Source organism: uncultured Sphingomonas sp., assembly GCF_946477935.1.
GTDB lineage: Bacteria > Pseudomonadota > Alphaproteobacteria > Sphingomonadales > Sphingomonadaceae > Sphingomonas.
This window is the reverse complement of the sequence record NZ_CAMLAC010000073.1, coordinates 1-15,981: the sequence shown is the minus strand read 5'-3', so window position 1 is coordinate 15,981 and position 15,981 is coordinate 1. Positions and strand designations below refer to the sequence as shown.

12 protein-coding genes and 1 tRNA gene are annotated in these 15,981 nt (G+C 66.3%); 9 read left to right on the top strand and 4 right to left on the bottom strand.

Translation table 11 applies throughout. The features are described from left to right. Nucleotides 1-1,651, bottom strand: a 1,651-nt coding sequence (locus tag Q0U08_RS09830; RefSeq protein WP_298091273.1) for an SNF2-related protein, incomplete at its 3' end; no start/stop codon positions are given. A gap of 196 nt (nt 1,652-1,847) precedes the next feature. Between Q0U08_RS09830 and cas3 the strand changes: the two genes are divergently transcribed. The 3 genes from cas3 (at nt 1,848) to Q0U08_RS09815 (ending at nt 6,238) form a co-directional block, all read left to right on the top strand. Then, nucleotides 1,848-4,367, top strand: a complete 2,520-nt coding sequence (gene cas3 / locus Q0U08_RS09825; RefSeq protein WP_298091272.1) for a CRISPR-associated helicase Cas3' — start codon at nt 1,848-1,850, stop codon at nt 4,365-4,367. A gap of 408 nt (nt 4,368-4,775) precedes the next feature. After that, nucleotides 4,776-5,279, top strand: a complete 504-nt coding sequence (locus Q0U08_RS09820; protein ID WP_298091271.1) for a hypothetical protein — start codon at nt 4,776-4,778, stop codon at nt 5,277-5,279. Next, nucleotides 5,276-6,238 (top strand): SMP-30/gluconolactonase/LRE family protein, encoded by a 963-nt coding sequence (locus tag Q0U08_RS09815; protein WP_298091270.1) that lies wholly within the window; start codon nt 5,276-5,278, stop codon nt 6,236-6,238. The genes Q0U08_RS09820 and Q0U08_RS09815 overlap by 4 nt, the downstream gene beginning before the upstream one ends. A gap of 60 nt (nt 6,239-6,298) precedes the next feature. Here the strand turns inward: Q0U08_RS09815 and Q0U08_RS09810 are convergent. Beyond that, nucleotides 6,299-6,388: transfer RNA gene (locus Q0U08_RS09810), tRNA-Ser, on the bottom strand. Between the two features lie 112 nt (nt 6,389-6,500). Here Q0U08_RS09810 and Q0U08_RS09805 point away from each other — a divergent pair. The 3 genes from Q0U08_RS09805 (at nt 6,501) to Q0U08_RS09795 (ending at nt 9,788) form a co-directional block, all read left to right on the top strand. Next, on the top strand, nt 6,501-7,535 hold the full coding sequence (locus Q0U08_RS09805; protein WP_298091269.1) for a lytic transglycosylase domain-containing protein: 1,035 nt from the start codon (nt 6,501-6,503) through the stop codon (nt 7,533-7,535). Between the two features lie 103 nt (nt 7,536-7,638). Continuing rightward, nucleotides 7,639-8,814 carry a D-alanyl-D-alanine carboxypeptidase family protein gene (locus tag Q0U08_RS09800; RefSeq protein ID WP_298091268.1) on the top strand — a complete coding sequence of 392 codons (1,176 nt, stop codon included), beginning with the start codon at nt 7,639-7,641 and terminating at the stop codon, nt 8,812-8,814. Next, nucleotides 8,814-9,788 carry an AAA family ATPase gene (locus Q0U08_RS09795; RefSeq protein WP_298091267.1) on the top strand — a complete coding sequence of 325 codons (975 nt, stop codon included), beginning with the start codon at nt 8,814-8,816 and terminating at the stop codon, nt 9,786-9,788. The genes Q0U08_RS09800 and Q0U08_RS09795 overlap by 1 nt, the downstream gene beginning before the upstream one ends. A gap of 16 nt (nt 9,789-9,804) precedes the next feature. Here the strand turns inward: Q0U08_RS09795 and Q0U08_RS09790 are convergent, their stop codons facing one another. Next, nucleotides 9,805-11,178 (bottom strand): sensor histidine kinase, encoded by a 1,374-nt coding sequence (locus Q0U08_RS09790; protein WP_298091266.1) that lies wholly within the window; start codon nt 11,176-11,178, stop codon nt 9,805-9,807. Beyond that, the gene (locus tag Q0U08_RS09785; protein WP_298091265.1) at nt 11,168-11,833 is read right to left on the bottom strand and encodes a response regulator; all 666 of its coding nucleotides are present in this window, start codon (nt 11,831-11,833) and stop codon (nt 11,168-11,170) included. Before Q0U08_RS09785 ends, Q0U08_RS09790 begins: the two co-directional genes overlap by 11 nt. A 100-nt stretch (nt 11,834-11,933) precedes the next feature. Between Q0U08_RS09785 and Q0U08_RS09780 the strand changes: the two genes are divergently transcribed. Genes Q0U08_RS09780 through Q0U08_RS09770 form a run of 3 tightly spaced genes read left to right on the top strand, consistent with a single transcriptional unit; the run spans nt 11,934 to nt 15,844 of the window. Next, nucleotides 11,934-13,007 carry an ABC transporter substrate-binding protein gene (locus tag Q0U08_RS09780; RefSeq protein ID WP_298091264.1) on the top strand — a complete coding sequence of 358 codons (1,074 nt, stop codon included), beginning with the start codon at nt 11,934-11,936 and terminating at the stop codon, nt 13,005-13,007. Further along, nucleotides 13,004-14,515, top strand: a complete 1,512-nt coding sequence (locus Q0U08_RS09775; RefSeq protein WP_298091263.1) for a porin — start codon at nt 13,004-13,006, stop codon at nt 14,513-14,515. Before Q0U08_RS09780 ends, Q0U08_RS09775 begins: the two co-directional genes overlap by 4 nt. A 27-nt stretch (nt 14,516-14,542) precedes the next feature. Continuing rightward, nucleotides 14,543-15,844, top strand: coding sequence for a CitMHS family transporter (locus Q0U08_RS09770; protein WP_298091262.1), 1,302 nt, complete (start codon nt 14,543-14,545; stop codon nt 15,842-15,844). Nucleotides 15,845-15,981: the final 137 nt, after the last annotated feature.

Below are 15,981 nucleotides of genomic sequence, written 5' to 3'. Positions count from 1 at the left end.
CTTCGTGGGCGTCGGCGGGGTCGAGCAATACCGACAATTGCCGCTGCAACCAGCGCCGCGTGTCCTCATATTCGGTGAACAGGATCAGCCGCCGGTCACGCCAGCGTCCCTCCGCATCGAGCAGGTTCGCCCGCGCCCAGTCGATGATCCAGCGGATACGCGCATCGGGTGCGGTCTTCGCGCTCTCCGCCACCGCCAGCATCGCCGCCGCCAGGTCACGCTCTGCGGTCAACTGTTCCGTCGCACCGCCCCCCGCCATGGCGGCCGCCTCGGCCCGCGTCGCATCCGCGCGCTCCAGCCGCGCCAGTGCGTCGTCCTCTTCGTCCGCCCGCTCCGGCGCCTCGCCATCGTCCCCCTCGACCACCGGCCGCGCCGCCTCGCCCGCGATCAACCGATCCAGCCCGGCCAGATGCACCCGCAACGTCCGCGCGAACGCCGGCACCGAGGATAGCAAGCGCTGCTGCAACCCCACACACGCCAGCCGCGCCCGCGCACGCTGCCCCGCGCTCAACGCCCCGATCCGCCGCTCCCGCAGGGCGCGATACTCCGCCAGCATCGCGGCCAGCCGCAGTTCAGCGGCATCGGGCGTCAGCCCGTCGATCACCACCTGCTTCACCACCCGCGTCGGAAACGCTTCGCCCAGTGCCCGCAGATCGCTCTTCAGCCGGCGGACCATCACCGGCTCCAGATCGGCAGGTCTCACCGGGACCCCACGCGTGAAGCGCTGCGGATCGAGCAGTTCCAGCAGCGTGGCAAAGCTGTTCGGATGCCCGTTATGCGGCGTCGCCGACAGGAACAGCCGGTGTTCGAACCGGTCGGACAGGTCACGAAGGCTGCGGGTGAACTGGCTCTCCACCGCATAGCGCCCCCCGCCGGCGGGCGCTGCGTGATGCGCTTCGTCCAGGATCAGGAGTGACCGGGCGCGGAAATCCTCCAGTACGTCGCGAAGTCCCGCGACATAGGCCTCGTCACCCAGCAAGCGGTGCGACAGGATGAAGCGCGATCCTGTCGCCCAGGGGTTTGCGCCATATCCGCGTCGTCGACGCAGGGCCTCCAGATGCTGGCGGTCGACGATCTCGAACGACAGGCCGAACTTGCTCTGCAGCTCGTCGCGCCACTGGCCGGTCATCGCCGCGGGCGCCAGCACCACCATATAGTCCACCCGCCGCCTGAGCAGCATCTCGCGCAGCACCAGCCCGGCCTCGACCGTCTTGCCCAGCCCGACATCGTCCGCGATCAACAGGTTCACACGCGGCAGGCGCAGCGCCTTGCGCAGCGGCAGCAACTGATATGGGTCGAGCCGGATGCCGGCCCGAAACGGTGCCTGGAACAGGTCGCGCTCGGCGGCGGTCGCGGTGCGCCAGCGAACCGTGCGTAGATAGGCGGAAAAGGTCTCGGCATCGCCGCCACCGCTTGCCAGCGAGGTCCAGGCTTCTTCGTCGCGTAGTTGCGCATCCACCTCGGCGCTCCACAGCACTTGCGCATCCTCGCCGCTGGCATCGTCGTCGACGCATGCCAGCCGGTGACCGTCGAACGGTGTATCCGGTTGCCCTTCCACCAGCCACAACCGGCCACGCAGCGACACGAACTGACCCATTGCCGGCCCGGACGCCGATGCGGCGGCAGCGCGGCTTCCTTTCGGTTCATCCACGTGGCGGCGCTCCTTCCATCCGGGGTTGCGGTGGCGTTCGGCGCCGGTCGAAACAACTGCGGTTGACTCCATTTCTGCAGCTTCCGGGTCACCGGGTGGTGATTGCTCCAATCCGGATCAGAACCGGGCTGCCGCTTGCCGGGGCCATTGCCGTTCTGGAATAGATGCGCTGGGAATCGGCAGGGGGGGCAGGATCATGACGGCAGCGCATGCGGACGTGCCATGGGCGAAGCTGATCCGAAACGACGACGGCACGGTTGCGGCGGCGCTGCCGTTGATCGATCACTGCCTCGACGTCGGTGTCGCGATGGAGGCGTTGCTGTCGGGCAGCGCCTGGGCGCTTGCGCTCACCACGGCTGCGGGACGACCGCTGACCCCGCAGGATCATGCCCGCCTGGCGGCGCTGGCCGCGCTGCACGATCTTGGCAAGGCCAATCGCGGTTTCCAGGCGCGGATCGATCCGCACAGGACCCGGATCGGTCACACCGGGCAGGTCGCGGCCTTGTTCTACCATTCGAAGTTGAAGACCGGTCCTGCTGCCGCCGCCCTGCGCACGTTCATCGGCGCATGGGGTGCGAGGCAGCATTTTGCGGCAGTGATGGCGCATCATGGAATACCGCTTGCTGAGTTTCGTCATGGGGCCAACGAAAGAGAGAGCAAGCTGTGGATGCCGCACAACAAGCACTGGATGCCGATCGGCGATGACGATCCGGGGGCCCATGTCGTCGCCTTGATTGCCGCCGTTCGCGCGCACTGGCCGCTCGCATGGGAACCGGGCGAACCGCTGCCGGATGCCCCGCGTTTCGTAGCGCTTTTCGCCGGGTTGGTGACACTGGCCGACTGGATCGGGTCGGACACGCGGCGTTTTCCCGTGGCGGGCCACCACGGCGCAGCGCGTCACGCGTTGCGCGCAGAACAGGCGCGGGATGCGGTAGCGATGCGCGGCCTGTTGCCCTCGCCGACACCCGGGGGCGACTTTCACGCCGCCTTCGATCGCACGCCGCACGGCTTTCAGCAGGAGGCCGCCGCCGATGATTTCGGCCCCGTCGCATTGATCGAGGCGGAAACCGGATCGGGCAAGACCGAGGCCGCGCTATGGCACTGGCTGGAACTCCGCCGCCGTGGCGAGGTGGACGGGCTGTATTTCGCACTGCCCACCCGCGCGGCGGCCGTTCAGCTTCACAAGCGCGTCAACGATGTCTTGAAGCGCGTCTGGGGGGAAGGGGCACCGGAGGCGGTTCTGGCCGTTCCCGGCTATCTTGTCGCGGGCGAAACCCAGGGGCAGGAACTGCCGGGCTATGAAGTGCGCTGGGACGATGGCGAGCCCGGAGGCACTGACGATCATCGCTGGGCAGCCGAGCGGGCCAAGAACTTCCTTGCTGCGCGGGTGGCTGTCGGCACGATCGATCAGGCGCTGCTCGGCGTGCTGCCAGTCAAGCACGCCTTGTTCCGCACCGGCGCACTGGCGCGCAGCCTGTTGGTGGTGGACGAGGTCCATGCCTCGGACACCTATATGTCCACGCTGCTCGAACATCTGCTCGACAACCACGTCGCCGTCGGGGGGCGGACGCTCCTCCTGTCGGCGACCTTGGGAGCGGAGGCGAGGGCGCGTCTGCTCAAGGCCCCGCTGCCGTCGCTCGCGGAGGCGCGGGCGCTGCCCTATCCCGCGCTGTCGGGTCGCGATGCGCCCTTGCGCGCCGTCACTCCCGCCGCGCGCGCGTCCAAGCATGTGGCGATCGAGACTGCCGGGCTGATTGCCGACCCCGCCGCCATTGCCGCACGCGCCGTCGCAGCAGCGCGCCCCGGCGCGTCGGTGCTGGTCGTACGCAACACCGTCACCGGCGCGGTTCAGGTCGCGCAGGCGGTGAACACGCTCACGCCGGAACTTGCCTTCTGTGTCGAGGATGTTCCCACCGTTCACCACGGCCGCTTCGCGCCCGGCGACCGGCGGCTGCTCGACGCGGCGGTGGAGACAGCTTTCGGCAAGGGCAGGCCGGCCCGCGGGCAGGTGCTGGTCGGCACCCAGACGCTCGAACAATCGCTCGACATCGATGCCGATTTCCTCATCACCGATCTGGCACCGATGGACGTGCTGCTTCAGCGCATCGGCCGTCTTCATCGACACGCCCGCGACGACCGGGGCACCCATGCCCAGGCCCGCGTCCTGATCCTCCGTCCCGCCAATCGCGACCTCATGGCCACCTCTGGTCACGGCCTGGGCAGCAAAGTCTATCGCGATCGTCTTCAGCTAGAATCCACGCTGCGGCTGTTGGAGGAGCATGCGCATATCGCGATCCCGGACGATAATCGCCTTCTCGTGGAAACCGCACTTCATCCCGAATCCACGTCGAAACTGGCGCAACTGCTGGACGCCGCGTGGCAGAACCATGCCGCCGATCTCTCGGGAAGCGTCCACGCAGACCGCCGCATGGCCACGGACCTCGCCGTCGATCTTTCCACGAAATTCGACCTTTTAAACTTTTCGAAAGACACAACAATTGCCGCCACCCGCCTTGGCGCTGCCGACATCCAACTGCACCTGCCTCGCCCCCTGCTTGGTCCTTTCCATCAACTCGTTCCTCAAATCCCCGTGCCCCACCACCTGCTTCCCCAAAATTATCTAGAGAGCAAAGTAGAAGTCTTGGATAATGGTCATTTCTGTCTAGGCGTAGTTCACTTTGTTTACGATAATTGGGGATTGCGACAAGTAAAATGAGCGTATCTTGTCATGGCGTCATGTTTGATAGAGAGTTGGATTGTGTTCTGAGCTTCGCGCTCCCCCTTACCGGTGGAAAGAACCGGGCATTTTGATAGCCAGCTGCATTACTAGATTATCGAGTAATTTATAACATTGATGCATAGCGAAAGCCTGGCTTGTGCTAACTCAGTCGTGCGGCAAGGAGCTGAGATGCATTCCATTTCGGCGCCAACGCGGGATGGATTCTGGGTGAGGTCCAAGTATCTGACATATCTGACAAATTTTGGTTTGCTGCGAAGCGAATAACTTCGTTGATGCTCAGTGAACTGAGGCATTAGGATGATGCCTGATCATGTTATCTGCAACCGGTTGCAACCGGAGCACTACCCTAGGGTTTATGATCCACCATTTCGTAAAGGGCGGATCATGCGAAACCATGAGGCGAACGCCGACCTTCCTACCACACTTGCCTTGGATAACGATGGTCGTGATCCTGATCGCCCGCCCGCTTTGCCGTTTCTGCACATGTGGACCACGCCAAACGGAACCAGCCGGATCGACCTGTCGTGCATGACCGGCTTTGGCATGAGCAGCGTCGGTGGCAAGGCTGCCCCGCAGTGGATGCGCCCCTTTCCGGGAGAAATTGCGGCGGTGAACTTCGCGATCCTTCCAGTTGGCTGGGTCGGGGATTGGCACGAAAGTCCACAACCGCAATGGGTGGTCCCGCTCCGCGGTCGCTGGTTCATCGAAACTATGGATGGGAGTCGCGTTGAAATGGGACCGGGTGACATTCATTTCGGGCAGGAACAGCAGACGACCGGCAATAAGGGCCATCGCTCTGGGCAGCTCGGTGATGAACCCTGCTTCCAACTGTTGCTGCAGTTCGCCGTATCGCCTGCAGCGCAGACGCGCGATCCGTTTGGTGGATGATGTCGGTCGATGCTGAGGCCGTGCTTGCGGTCGATCCCGCAGGGTTGATGCCGGCCCGGCTGCGTCAGCCGGGACCGCCTTTGCTAACGGATGTGTCGCCCGTGCAGATACACTCTGCAGAGGCGCGGCTGGTTCTTGGCGGGGCACGTCTCCTGACTCTCTACGATCAGGCGAGCTGGAGTGAGGGGCCGGCATGGTGGCCGCGAGAGCAAACCCTGGTCTGGAGCGACGTGATCGGTCGCAGGGTGCTTGGCTGGCGCGAGGATGGTGCGGTTGATGTTTTGCTTGATGCGACGCCGTTCATAAACGGCAATGCGGTCGCGCCTGATGGAGCATTGCTCCACTGCGAGCATGGGCGGCGCGCGGTCAGTCGCTCCGACGGGGTTGGTGTGCCTGTGGTTATCGCCAGTCATGTCGATGGCACTCGCCTTAACGCGCCCAACGACATCACGATTGCCGACGATGGATCTATCTGGTTCAGTGATCCGACCTTTGGCCTTGAAAACCCTCAGCAGGGCGTGCCCGCCAAATCGCAGAGCGCGCAGACTGCGATATGCCGCATCGGCACGGACGGGGTGACCCACCGCGTCGTCGAGATTGTTCAGCCGAATGGGCTCGGCTTTTCGCCGGACGGCGGCACTTTTTACGTGTCGCAGACACCGCAACATGGTGAGGGGGAGGTGGCCATATTCGCCTTTGATTGGGACGGTGAACGCTTGTCAGGCCGCCGCCGCTTTGCGGTGATGCCCAAAGGGATACCGGATGGGTTCACGATTGATCGGCGTGGTTGGCTGTGGAGCAGTTCGGCCCGCGGCATCGAGGTGTTCAATGGAGCTGGTCATCATATAGCGACGGTGCCGACGCCGGGTCTATGCAGCAACTGCGCCTTTGATGAAGACCAGACGCGATTGTTCGTGACGGGTGAAAGCACGCTCTGGATGTTGCCGCTTCCGGCGTAATGTGACCCTTACAGTTCTCGCCGGGATCATCGGGGTCATGAACGGCAACATAAGCAGCCATGGCGGAGAGGGTGGGATTCGAACCCACGGTGGGCGTTAACCCACGGCGGTTTTCAAGACCGCTGCCTTAAACCACTCGGCCACCTCTCCGGGGGGTGTGGTGGGGGTGCGATAGGCCGGGTACGGTCGATAGTGCAAGGCCCACGACGACAAGAGGTTTCGGGTTCGCGATCATTGTGGCAGTTGGGCGGGCATGTGGGGGATGGATCTCGTGCGCAGCTGGCGCCAGTTCGCTGTATCGTTTGTCGCAGTGTTTGCCGGAGCCGTTCCCGCATGCGCGCAGGATGAGGCCGGCTTTCAGGCTTATCTGGGTGAGGTGCGGAGCGTCGCCGCGAGGGAAGGGGTAAGCGCGCGCACGCTGGATGCCGTGTTGCCCACGCTGACGCTGAATATGCGGGTAATCGAACTGGATAGGCAGCAGCCGGGGAGCAGCACGAGCACGTCGTTTTCGCCCTTCGCACCGTACAAGGCGGCGCATGTCGATGCCGCGCGGATCAGCCGGGGACGGAGCAAATATCTGGCGCAGCGCCCGCGCCTGTCGCGGATCGAACGCGAGACCGGCGTACCGGAATCGATCATGGTCGCGATCTGGGGGCACGAAACCAATTACGGATCCTATACCGGCAATTTCGATCTGCTCCGCTCGCTCGCCAGCCTGGCCTATGAAGGGCGGCGTCGGCCGTTGTTCCAGGGAGAGTTCATCGCGGCGCTGAAAATGATGGATCGCGGCGTATCGCGCGAGCAGTTGAAGGGGAGCTGGGCCGGCGCGACCGGCAATCCGCAGTTCCTGCCATCCATCTACCTGCGGCTGGCGCGGGACGGCGACGGCGATGGTCGCGCCGACATCTGGAACAGCGAGGCGGACACGCTGGCGTCGATCGGCAATTACTTCACCAATGCCGGCTGGCGCCCCGGACAGCCCTGGGGCTTTGCGGTGAGCGTGCCGGGCAGCTTCGACCGGTCGGAGGTGCGCAACACGCTGGTCAGCCCGCGCTGCCCGCGTGTGTTCCAGCGTCACAGCGGCTGGCGGACGATGGCGGAATGGCGCGCACTGGGCATCGTGCCGCAAGGACGGGCCTGGCCCGCCGGTGACGTGCTGGCGACGTTGATGGAGCCGGATGGGGAGGGGGCGACCGCCTATCTGTTGACCGGCAACTACCGCGTCATTCTGGATTACAACTGCTCGAACTTCTACGCGCTGTCGGTCGGGCTGCTGGCCGACGCGATCGAGGGCTGAGAACACGGAAACGGGCAGGTGACGGAACCACCATGCCCGGCTATGCAGACGATCGGCCCTGCCCGGGGACAATGCCAACCTTTCGCGAATTGACGGATAATCCATGAAGAAGCTGATCGTCGCCCCCCTGATCGCCCCCATCATGGCGGTCGCGCTCGCCTATCCCTCGATCGCCGCGGCCCCGCAGTTCCAGACGGAGGCGCCGGTCGCATTCCTGAAGGACCTGTCGTCGGACGCCATCCTGTTTGAGCGCGACGCCGACCGGCGCATGCCACCGGCATCGATGGCCAAGATGATGACCGTCTATGTGGCGTTCGACCTGATCAAGCGCGGCGAGATGAAGCTGACCGACATGGTCACCGTCCGCCCCGAGACCTGGGCGAAGTGGCACGGACCGCAGGCAGGATCGACGATGTTCCTGTCCGCCGGCGAGCAGGTGAGCGTCGCCAACCTGTTGTACGGTATCGTGACGCTGTCGGGCAACGATGCCTGCGTGGTGCTGGCCGAGCATATCTCCGGCGACGAGCCGTCCTTCACCGAGCGGATGAACCGCACGGCCAAGAAGATCGGCCTGGACAACAGCCATTTCGGCACGTCGAACGGCTGGCCCGACGGCGGCGTCACCTATGTCACCGCGCGCGATCTGGCCGATCTGGCCCAGCACACGATCGAGGACCACCCCAAGCTCTACAAGCAGTTCTACTCGCGGCGTGATTTCACCTGGGGCAAGACGATGGGCGGCAACGCCATCACCCAGGCCAATCGCGATCCGCTGCTGGGTCGTGTCGCGGGGGCGGACGGCCTGAAGACCGGGCATACCGAGGAAGCCGGCTATGGCTTCACCGGATCGGCCGAGCAGAATGGTCGCCGGCTGGTGATGGTGATGGCGGGGCTGCCGACCTTCACCGGCCGCGCCAACGAATCCGTGCGATTCATGGAATGGGGCTTCCGTGCCTGGCAGTCCAAGCCCGTGGTCGCCAAGGGGCGCAAGGTATCCGAGGCCGACGTGCAACTCGGCTCGTCCTCGACCGTGGGACTGATCGCGCCGCGTGCGCTGACGGTGACGTTGCCTGCCGGCCTGGCACCCGAACTGGGCGCAAAGGTCGTGTATCAGGGGCCGGTCAAGGCACCGATCAAGGCGGGGCAGCACATCGCCGATCTGGTCATCACCGCACCCGACATGCCCGCACAGCGCCTGCCGCTGGTCGCGGAAAAGGATGTGGACGAAGCCGGGTTCTTCGGCCGCGCCTGGTCCGGGCTGACCTCGCTCTTCGGCTGATGAGCGCGGTGATCGGCCACGCCGCGGCGCAGGACGCGTTCGCCGCGGCGCTGGCCGGATCGAAGCTGCATCATGCGTGGTTGCTGACCGGCCCCGAGGGGGTCGGCAAGGCGCGGTTCGCACGCATGGCGGCGCTGCGCATGCTGGCGGAGGCGAGCGGGCAGGGGGCGCTTCCGCCGGGGCTGTCGGTGCCGGCGGGGCATCCGAGCCGCACGCTGTTCGAAGCGGGATCGCACCCCGATTTCCGGGTTTTGCAGCGTCTGCCCAAGGATGCGGACAAGCCGGACCAGGATCTGGCCCGGTCGATCACGATCGCGCAGGTGCGCACGCTGCAGCCGATGTTCGCCACCGCACCGGCGATGGGGCCGGCGCGTGTCGTGCTGATCGATGCGATCGACGATCTGGAGCGCAGCGGGGCCAACGCGCTGCTCAAGAATTTGGAGGAGCCGCCGGCGGGCACGGTTTTCCTGCTGGTCAGCCACGCGCCCGGACGGCTTTTGCCGACGATCCGTTCGCGGTGTCGCGTGTTGCGGCTGGAGCGGCTGGACGATGACGCGGTGGCGCGCGTGCTGCGCGAGCAATTGCCGGAAGCCGAGGAGACCGAGATCGCGACGCTGGTGCGGGCGGCGGAGGGCGCGCCCGGACAGGCGCTGCGCTTTGCCGGGCTGGACCTGCCGGAGCTTGATGCCGCGATTGCCGATATCGCCGCAACGGGCGACCCGAGCAATGGTCGACGCGCAAAGCTGGCACGGGTGCTGGCGCCCAAGGCTGCGCAGCGGCGCTACGAGGCGTTTCTGGACCGTGTGCCGGCCTTTATCGCCGGCGAAGCGCGGCAACGCGACGGGGCCGCCCTGAAGGTGGCGCTGGATGCCTATGCCGCGGCGCGCGATCTGAGCGGCGCTGCGCGCGGCCTGTCACTGGATGCGCAGGCAACGGTGTTCGAGATGGCGGGGATCGTCGCGACGTTGCGGTAGGTCGCACCCGGCCGTCTCACCCGGCGAACAGCAGCGTGCAGCGAAGGCCGGGATGCGTGTTGATGATGCTGACGGTTGCGCCCAGCCGCTGCGCCGCCGACCGCACGATGGCGAGACCCAGGCCGCTCCCGTCCGGCCCCGTGCCGGCGGCCAGACGGACGAAGCGATCGCCGAGCCGGTCGAGATCGGCGTCCGGCACCCCCGGTCCATCATCGGCGACGATGACACGCGCGCCCTGCGGCTCGGCCGTCACCGCGATGGTGACCATGCCGCCGGCGCGATTGTAGCGGATGGCGTTGTCCACAAGGTTGGATATCACCTCGAACAGCAGGGTACGGTAGCCCGCAATCTCGATATCGGATGGCGCATCCAGATGGATCTCGACGCCCGCGTCGATGGCCTGGCCGATCCGCCGGTTGATGACGGCCACCGCCACTTCGCGCAGGCTGACGCGTTCGAGCGGCGGGGCGGCACCCCCCTCATCGGCACGCGCCAGGGCCAGCAACTGCGTGACAAGACGTTCCAGCCGATCGGCGGTGTCCGCGATCTCCTTCAATGCGTCAGGGTCGCCGCGCCGGGCCAAGGCGACCTGGACCTTCAATGCGGCCAGCGGCGTGCGCATCTGGTGCGAGGCATCGGAGGTGAATCGCCGCACCCCCGTGGTCGCCGTGTCCAGCCGCGCCAGCAGATTGCTGAACGCATCTGCCAGCGGCCGTAATTCGGTCGGCAAGGGACCGGCCTGGATCGCGGAAAGGTCCGGCGTGGCGCGGGTATCGCGCGCGGCGACCGCGCCGCGCAGCCGGGCGAGCGGACGCAGGCTCCAGGCCAGGGCGGGGCGGATGAGCAGCATCGCCATGCCCACCAGCGCAACTTCGCCGAGCACGAGTGCGACCAGCAGGCGGTTGCGCAGGACCGAGCGGTTGCTCAGCGTCTCCGCCACCTGCACGATCACCGGCTCATCGATCCGCGGCAACGCGCGCCGCACCTCTGCGATGCGAATCCCCTGGTCACGATATCGGGCGAAACGGAAACGTGGCACGTCGATCGCCAGATCGCCGGCGCGCGGCGGCGGCAGATCGGCATAGCCGGTGAGCAGCCGCGACCCCACCGCCACCCGGTAATAGACGTTATCGCGCTCCGAATTCTCGAGCATGCCGAAGGCGGCGGCGGGCAGGTCCAGCGTAACCTCGCCCCGTTCAACCTGCACCGTTTCCGCAATCGCGCCAAGCGCGCCGCCCAGCACGCGGTCGTTGGTCCGGCGCACGACATCCGCGATCAGCGTGGCGCCGGCCACGCCGAGGGCCACCGCGATGCCGAGCAGCGGTGCGATGATCGCTGCCAGCAACCGGGTGCGCAGCGCCAGTGCGTTTGTCGAGCCGTCAACCGGCATCGAGCATATAGCCGACGCCGCGCACCGTGCGCACCGTTGGTCCATCGGGAGACAGCTTGCTGCGCAGGCGGGCGACGTTCACCTCGATCGCGTTCGGGCCGACCGGTTCGTCGAAGCCGAACACCTCGGCCTGCAGAACTTCCCGCAGGACGATCTGCCCCGCGCGCGTGGCGAGCGCATCGAGCACGGCCCATTCGCGGCGCCGGAGGTCCAGCACGCGATCGCCGATGCGCGCCTCGCCGGTGGAGCGGTTGAGCGCCAGCGTGCCGATGCGGAGTTCCGGCGTCGGGTCGCCGCCCCGCCGCCGGCCGAGCGCGCGGATACGGGCCTCCAGTTCCTCCGGCGCGAACGGTTTGCGCAGATAATCGTCCGCGCCCAGGTCCAGGCCGCGCACCCGGTCATCCAGTCCGTCGCGTGCGGTCAGCATCAGGACCGGCACGCGTTCGCCGCGTCGACGCAGCGTCGCCAGCACCTCGAACCCGTCGATATCGGGCAATCCGACGTCCAGAATCACGAGCGCATAGGGCTCGTCCGCGATCACCGCCAACGCATCCGCACCATTGGCGACGTGATCGACCGCGTGCCCGGCACCGCGCAGCAGGGCGACGATGCCGCGCGCCAGCGGTGCATCGTCCTCGATGATCAGGATGCGCAACGCCGAACTCCGCCGTGAAAGGTGAATGACAGGTTGGCCGTATAGCGCATGGCGATCAGCTTACCCGAACAAAGAGACGGGGAGCGAGAGGAGCCGGAAGATGCGTTACGTGATTCCATTGCTGCTGTTGCTGGGCGCCGCCTCGGCCGCGCCGGCGGAGCGGCCGGCGGGATATCCGCGATCCTATGACACGCTGGTGGCAGAGGCGCGGGCCGAGCGCGGTGCGCGCGTTTACGGCAATGCCGATGCCGCGGCGATGGCGCCGGTGATCGCCGCCTTTCGCCGGGCCTATCCGGGCATCGCCATTCAGTATGAAGACCTGGAATCGCGCGAAATCTATCGCCGTCTCCTGGCCGAGATGCGCGCCGGCCGCCCGACCGCCGATCTGGTCTGGTCGTCCGCGATGGATCTTCAGGCCAAGCTGATCAACGATGGCTATGCCCAGGCCTATCAAAGCCCGGAAAAGCCTGCGCTGCCGCCCGCGGCGGTGTGGAAGAACATGGGCTATGGGGTGACCGCCGAACCCGTCGGCTTCGTGTACAACAAGCGCCTGATCCCGCCGGCGATGGTGCCACGGACGCATGAGGCGTTCGAGCGTCTGTTGCGTACGCGGCGCGCGGCGCTCACGACCCGCGTCGCCACCTATGATCCGGCACGGTCGAATGTCGGCTATCTCTTCCTTACCGAAGACCTGTCGATCACGCGCGATACACGCTCGCTGCTGGGGGCGATCGCGGCGACCCGGCCGATCCTGTCCCGGACGACCGAGCCGATGCTGGATGCGGTGGCCAGCGGGCGGGCGGCCATCGCCTATAACGTCGTCGGGCCCTATGCGCTGACCCGTGTTCGGCGCGACCCCAGGATCGGCGTCGTCTTCCCCCGCGATTATACCATCGTTGCCTCCCGCGTCGCCTTTGTCACGCGCGATGCGCGCAGGCCTGCCGCCGCCAAGCTGTTTCTCGATTTCCTGCTGTCGCGTGCCGGTCAGCGGCTGCTGGGGCAGCAATGGCTGTTTCCGGTGCGTGCCGATGTTCCCGCGCCGCGGCTGGGGCCGGAGCGCGCACGGCGGATCCGGGTCGGGCCGCAGCTTCTCGTCAACCTCGATACGATCAAGCGCCGCCGGTTCCTGACCGAATGGAATGCGATCCTCGCCGAAGGGGCAAAAGTGAAATGAAGGTGATATCCGCCGGCTGTGCGCTGATCGCGCTCGTCGCCGCAACCCCGTCGCTTGCACAAGCGCCGAGCCAGAACGATCTGGCGGCGCTGGTGCGGGAACAGGCCGCCGAGATCGCAGCGTTGCGGGCCCGGATCGAGCGACTGGAGGGGGCGGGAACACCCGTGGCCTCGGCGCAATCGGGGCAGGGGAGCACGCTTCCGCCCGATCCGGTCGAGCCGCCGGTCGCGGTTGCGCAACAGCAACCGGTCCAGCCGCCGGCGATCGTCACGCGGCCGTTCGCGCCGCAGCTCGTGCCGCCCGGCCCGGCCGAGCGCGACGTGACACGCGCGCGGGCGGCGGCGGAGAATGTGGCGGGCGTCACGACGGAATGGGGGGCGGGCCTGCCCGTCTTCCACTCGGCAGACGGCGTGTTCACGTTCAAGCCGCGCGGTCGCATCCTGACCGATGTCAGCACGACCTTCGGTTCGCGCTACGCCGACCGCAATCTCACCACCACCGGCATGCGCGCGCTGCGCCTGGGTCTGGAGGGCGGGGTGGGAACGCACTTCTTCTATCAATTCGAAAGCGATTTCTCGGAAAACGAGGTCGATATCGTCACCGCCTTTGTCGGCTGGCGCAACCAGATCAAACCCGGTCTCGATTACGACGTGCGGGCCGGCCACCTGTTCAACGACCGCGGGTTCGAGGGCTCGACGGGGTCGGATTCGACGCCGTTCCTGGAGCGTACCGTGGTCGCCACCGCGATCATCCCGCAACGCGCCTTTTACGGGCTGGGGGTGATGCCGCGCCTGTTCTGGAAGACGGGGCATGCCTCGCTGACCGTGACCGGCGACCGCATCGATGGCGACCAGACCCGCAGCGACAACCGTACGGTGCTGGGGCGGGCGCATTGGAACCCGATCAAGACGGACCGCAACGTGCTCCATCTGGGGCTATGGGGCTTTGACGAGGCGTTGCGGCCCGGCACGGGTACGCTGACGCGCAACACCGTGATCGGCGGCCGTTTCAATGGCAATCTGCGCGTATCCACCGGCCCCGTGACGGGGGGCACTGGCACCACCGGTTACGGCGCGGAACTGGGCGGCTATGTCGGCCCGACCTGGCTGATGGTGGAGGCAGGGCAGCGGCAGGCCCGGCTGGATGGTGGCCGCGAGGATTTCGAGACGCGCGCCTGGAGCGTATCGGGCGGGTGGTTCATCACCGGCGATCTGCCGCCCTATAATCCGCGCCTTGGCAGTTTCGGCCAGCCCCGCGTGTTGCATCCCATCTTCGATGGCGGCCCCGGCGCGATCGAACTGACCGCACGGTACGAGAACCTGTCGTTCCGCGACATCGCGACCGGCGGGGATGGCTGGGCCGCGACGATCGGCGCCAACTGGTATCTGAACAGCTTCACCCGTTTTCAGGTGAACGTGATCCACTGGCATACCGACAATCTGTCCGGCCGCTTCATCGGCCCTGACGACGGCCAGACGCTCAGCGGCCGCATCGCCGTCACCTTCTGATCCCCCTCCATCACGGATACCCATGCGATGAACCTCGCCCTGCTCGGCTTCCTGATGGTGGCCACCTTCATGACACTGATCATGACCAAGCGAATGACCCCGCTGGTCGCCCTGATCGTCGTGCCGACCGCATTCGCATTGATCGCCGGTTTCGCCAGTGGCGTCGGCGACATGATGATCGACGGCATCAAGAACCTGGCGCCGACCGGGGTCATGCTGCTGTTTGCAATCCTGTTCTTCTCGACCATGACCGACACCGGCCTGTTCGATCCGCTGGTCAATCGGCTGCTGAGAATGGTGCACGGCGATCCGTTGAAGATCCTGATCGGCACAGTCGTGCTGTGCGCAGTGGTCAGCCTGGATGGCGACGGTTCGACCACGTACATCATCACCATTGCCGCACTGCTGCCGCTCTACAAGCGGTACGACATGAACCGCCTATACCTGTGCTGCCTGTTGATGAGCACCAGCGGCATCATGAACCTGACGCCCTGGGGCGGCCCCACTGCCCGCGCCGCCAGTGCCCTGAAGCTCGACCCCGCCACCCTGTTCCTGCCGCTGATTCCCGGCATGATCGCCGGCCTGGCGTTTCTGATCGCGCTGGCGGTGTATTTCGGGCGTCGGGAGCGGGCACGCATCGGTCATGTCCGCGCAAACGAGCCGACCAGCTTCACCGGCATGGCGGTGTCGCAGTTTCCGGAGGCGCGGCGGCCGCATCTGCGCTGGTTCAACGCCGTATTGACCATCGCGCTGCTGGCCGGGCTGGTGCTTGGCATCCTGCCATTGTCGGTGCTGATGATGCTTGCCTTTGCAGTGGCGATGATCGTCAACTATCCGCAGGTCGCCGAGCAGAAGGAGCGGATCGCGGCCCATGCCGGCAACGTCCTGTCGGTCGTCTCGCTGATTTTCGCGGCGGGCATCTTCACCGGCATCCTGTCCGGCACCGGCATGGTGGAAGCGATGAGCAAGGAGGTGGTCGGCCTGATCCCGCCCGTACTCGGCCCCTATATGGCGCCGATCACCGCAGCGCTCAGCCTGCCCTTCACCTTCTTTATCTCGAACGACGCCTTCTACTTTGGGATGTTGCCTATCCTGGCGGAAGCAGGCGCGCATTACGGGGTGGAGCCCATGGCGATCGCCCGTGCCTCACTGATGGGTCAGCCGGTCCACCTGCTGAGCCCGCTGGTCCCCTCCACCTATCTGCTGGTCAGCCTGGCCGGGATCGACCTTGCCGACCATCAGCGCTTCACGCTGGTTCCCGCCACCATGGTATGCGCGGTGATGACGGTGATCGGTATGCTCGCCCTGGCCTTCCCATTTGTCGGCTGACCGGATGATCGCTGGACACTCCCGCAATGCCGATGCCGCCGCGGTGACGCTCCGCTTCCTCGCGGCGGTGGCGGTGGGTGCAGTGGGCGGCGGTATGTTCGCACCGATCGCCGCGAACATACCGCCGCCCACTGCAC

What these genes read in the sequence shown, in the direction of transcription:
- cas3 (WP_298091272.1), top strand. Translation starts at nt 1,848, where the DNA reads ATGACGGCAGCGCATGCGGACGTGCCATGGGCGAAGCTGATCCGAAAC.
- Q0U08_RS09795 (WP_298091267.1), top strand. Translation starts at nt 8,814, where the DNA reads ATGAGCGCGGTGATCGGCCACGCCGCGGCGCAGGACGCGTTCGCCGCG.
- Q0U08_RS09780 (WP_298091264.1), top strand. Translation starts at nt 11,934, where the DNA reads ATGCGTTACGTGATTCCATTGCTGCTGTTGCTGGGCGCCGCCTCGGCC.
- Q0U08_RS09790 (WP_298091266.1), bottom strand. Translation starts at nt 11,178, where the DNA reads ATGCCGGTTGACGGCTCGACAAACGCACTGGCGCTGCGCACCCGGTTG.
- Q0U08_RS09805 (WP_298091269.1), top strand. Translation starts at nt 6,501, where the DNA reads ATGGATCTCGTGCGCAGCTGGCGCCAGTTCGCTGTATCGTTTGTCGCA.
- Q0U08_RS09800 (WP_298091268.1), top strand. Translation starts at nt 7,639, where the DNA reads ATGAAGAAGCTGATCGTCGCCCCCCTGATCGCCCCCATCATGGCGGTC.
- Q0U08_RS09775 (WP_298091263.1), top strand. Translation starts at nt 13,004, where the DNA reads ATGAAGGTGATATCCGCCGGCTGTGCGCTGATCGCGCTCGTCGCCGCA.
- Q0U08_RS09770 (WP_298091262.1), top strand. Translation starts at nt 14,543, where the DNA reads ATGAACCTCGCCCTGCTCGGCTTCCTGATGGTGGCCACCTTCATGACA.
- Q0U08_RS09815 (WP_298091270.1), top strand. Translation starts at nt 5,276, where the DNA reads ATGATGTCGGTCGATGCTGAGGCCGTGCTTGCGGTCGATCCCGCAGGG.
- Q0U08_RS09820 (WP_298091271.1), top strand. Translation starts at nt 4,776, where the DNA reads ATGCGAAACCATGAGGCGAACGCCGACCTTCCTACCACACTTGCCTTG.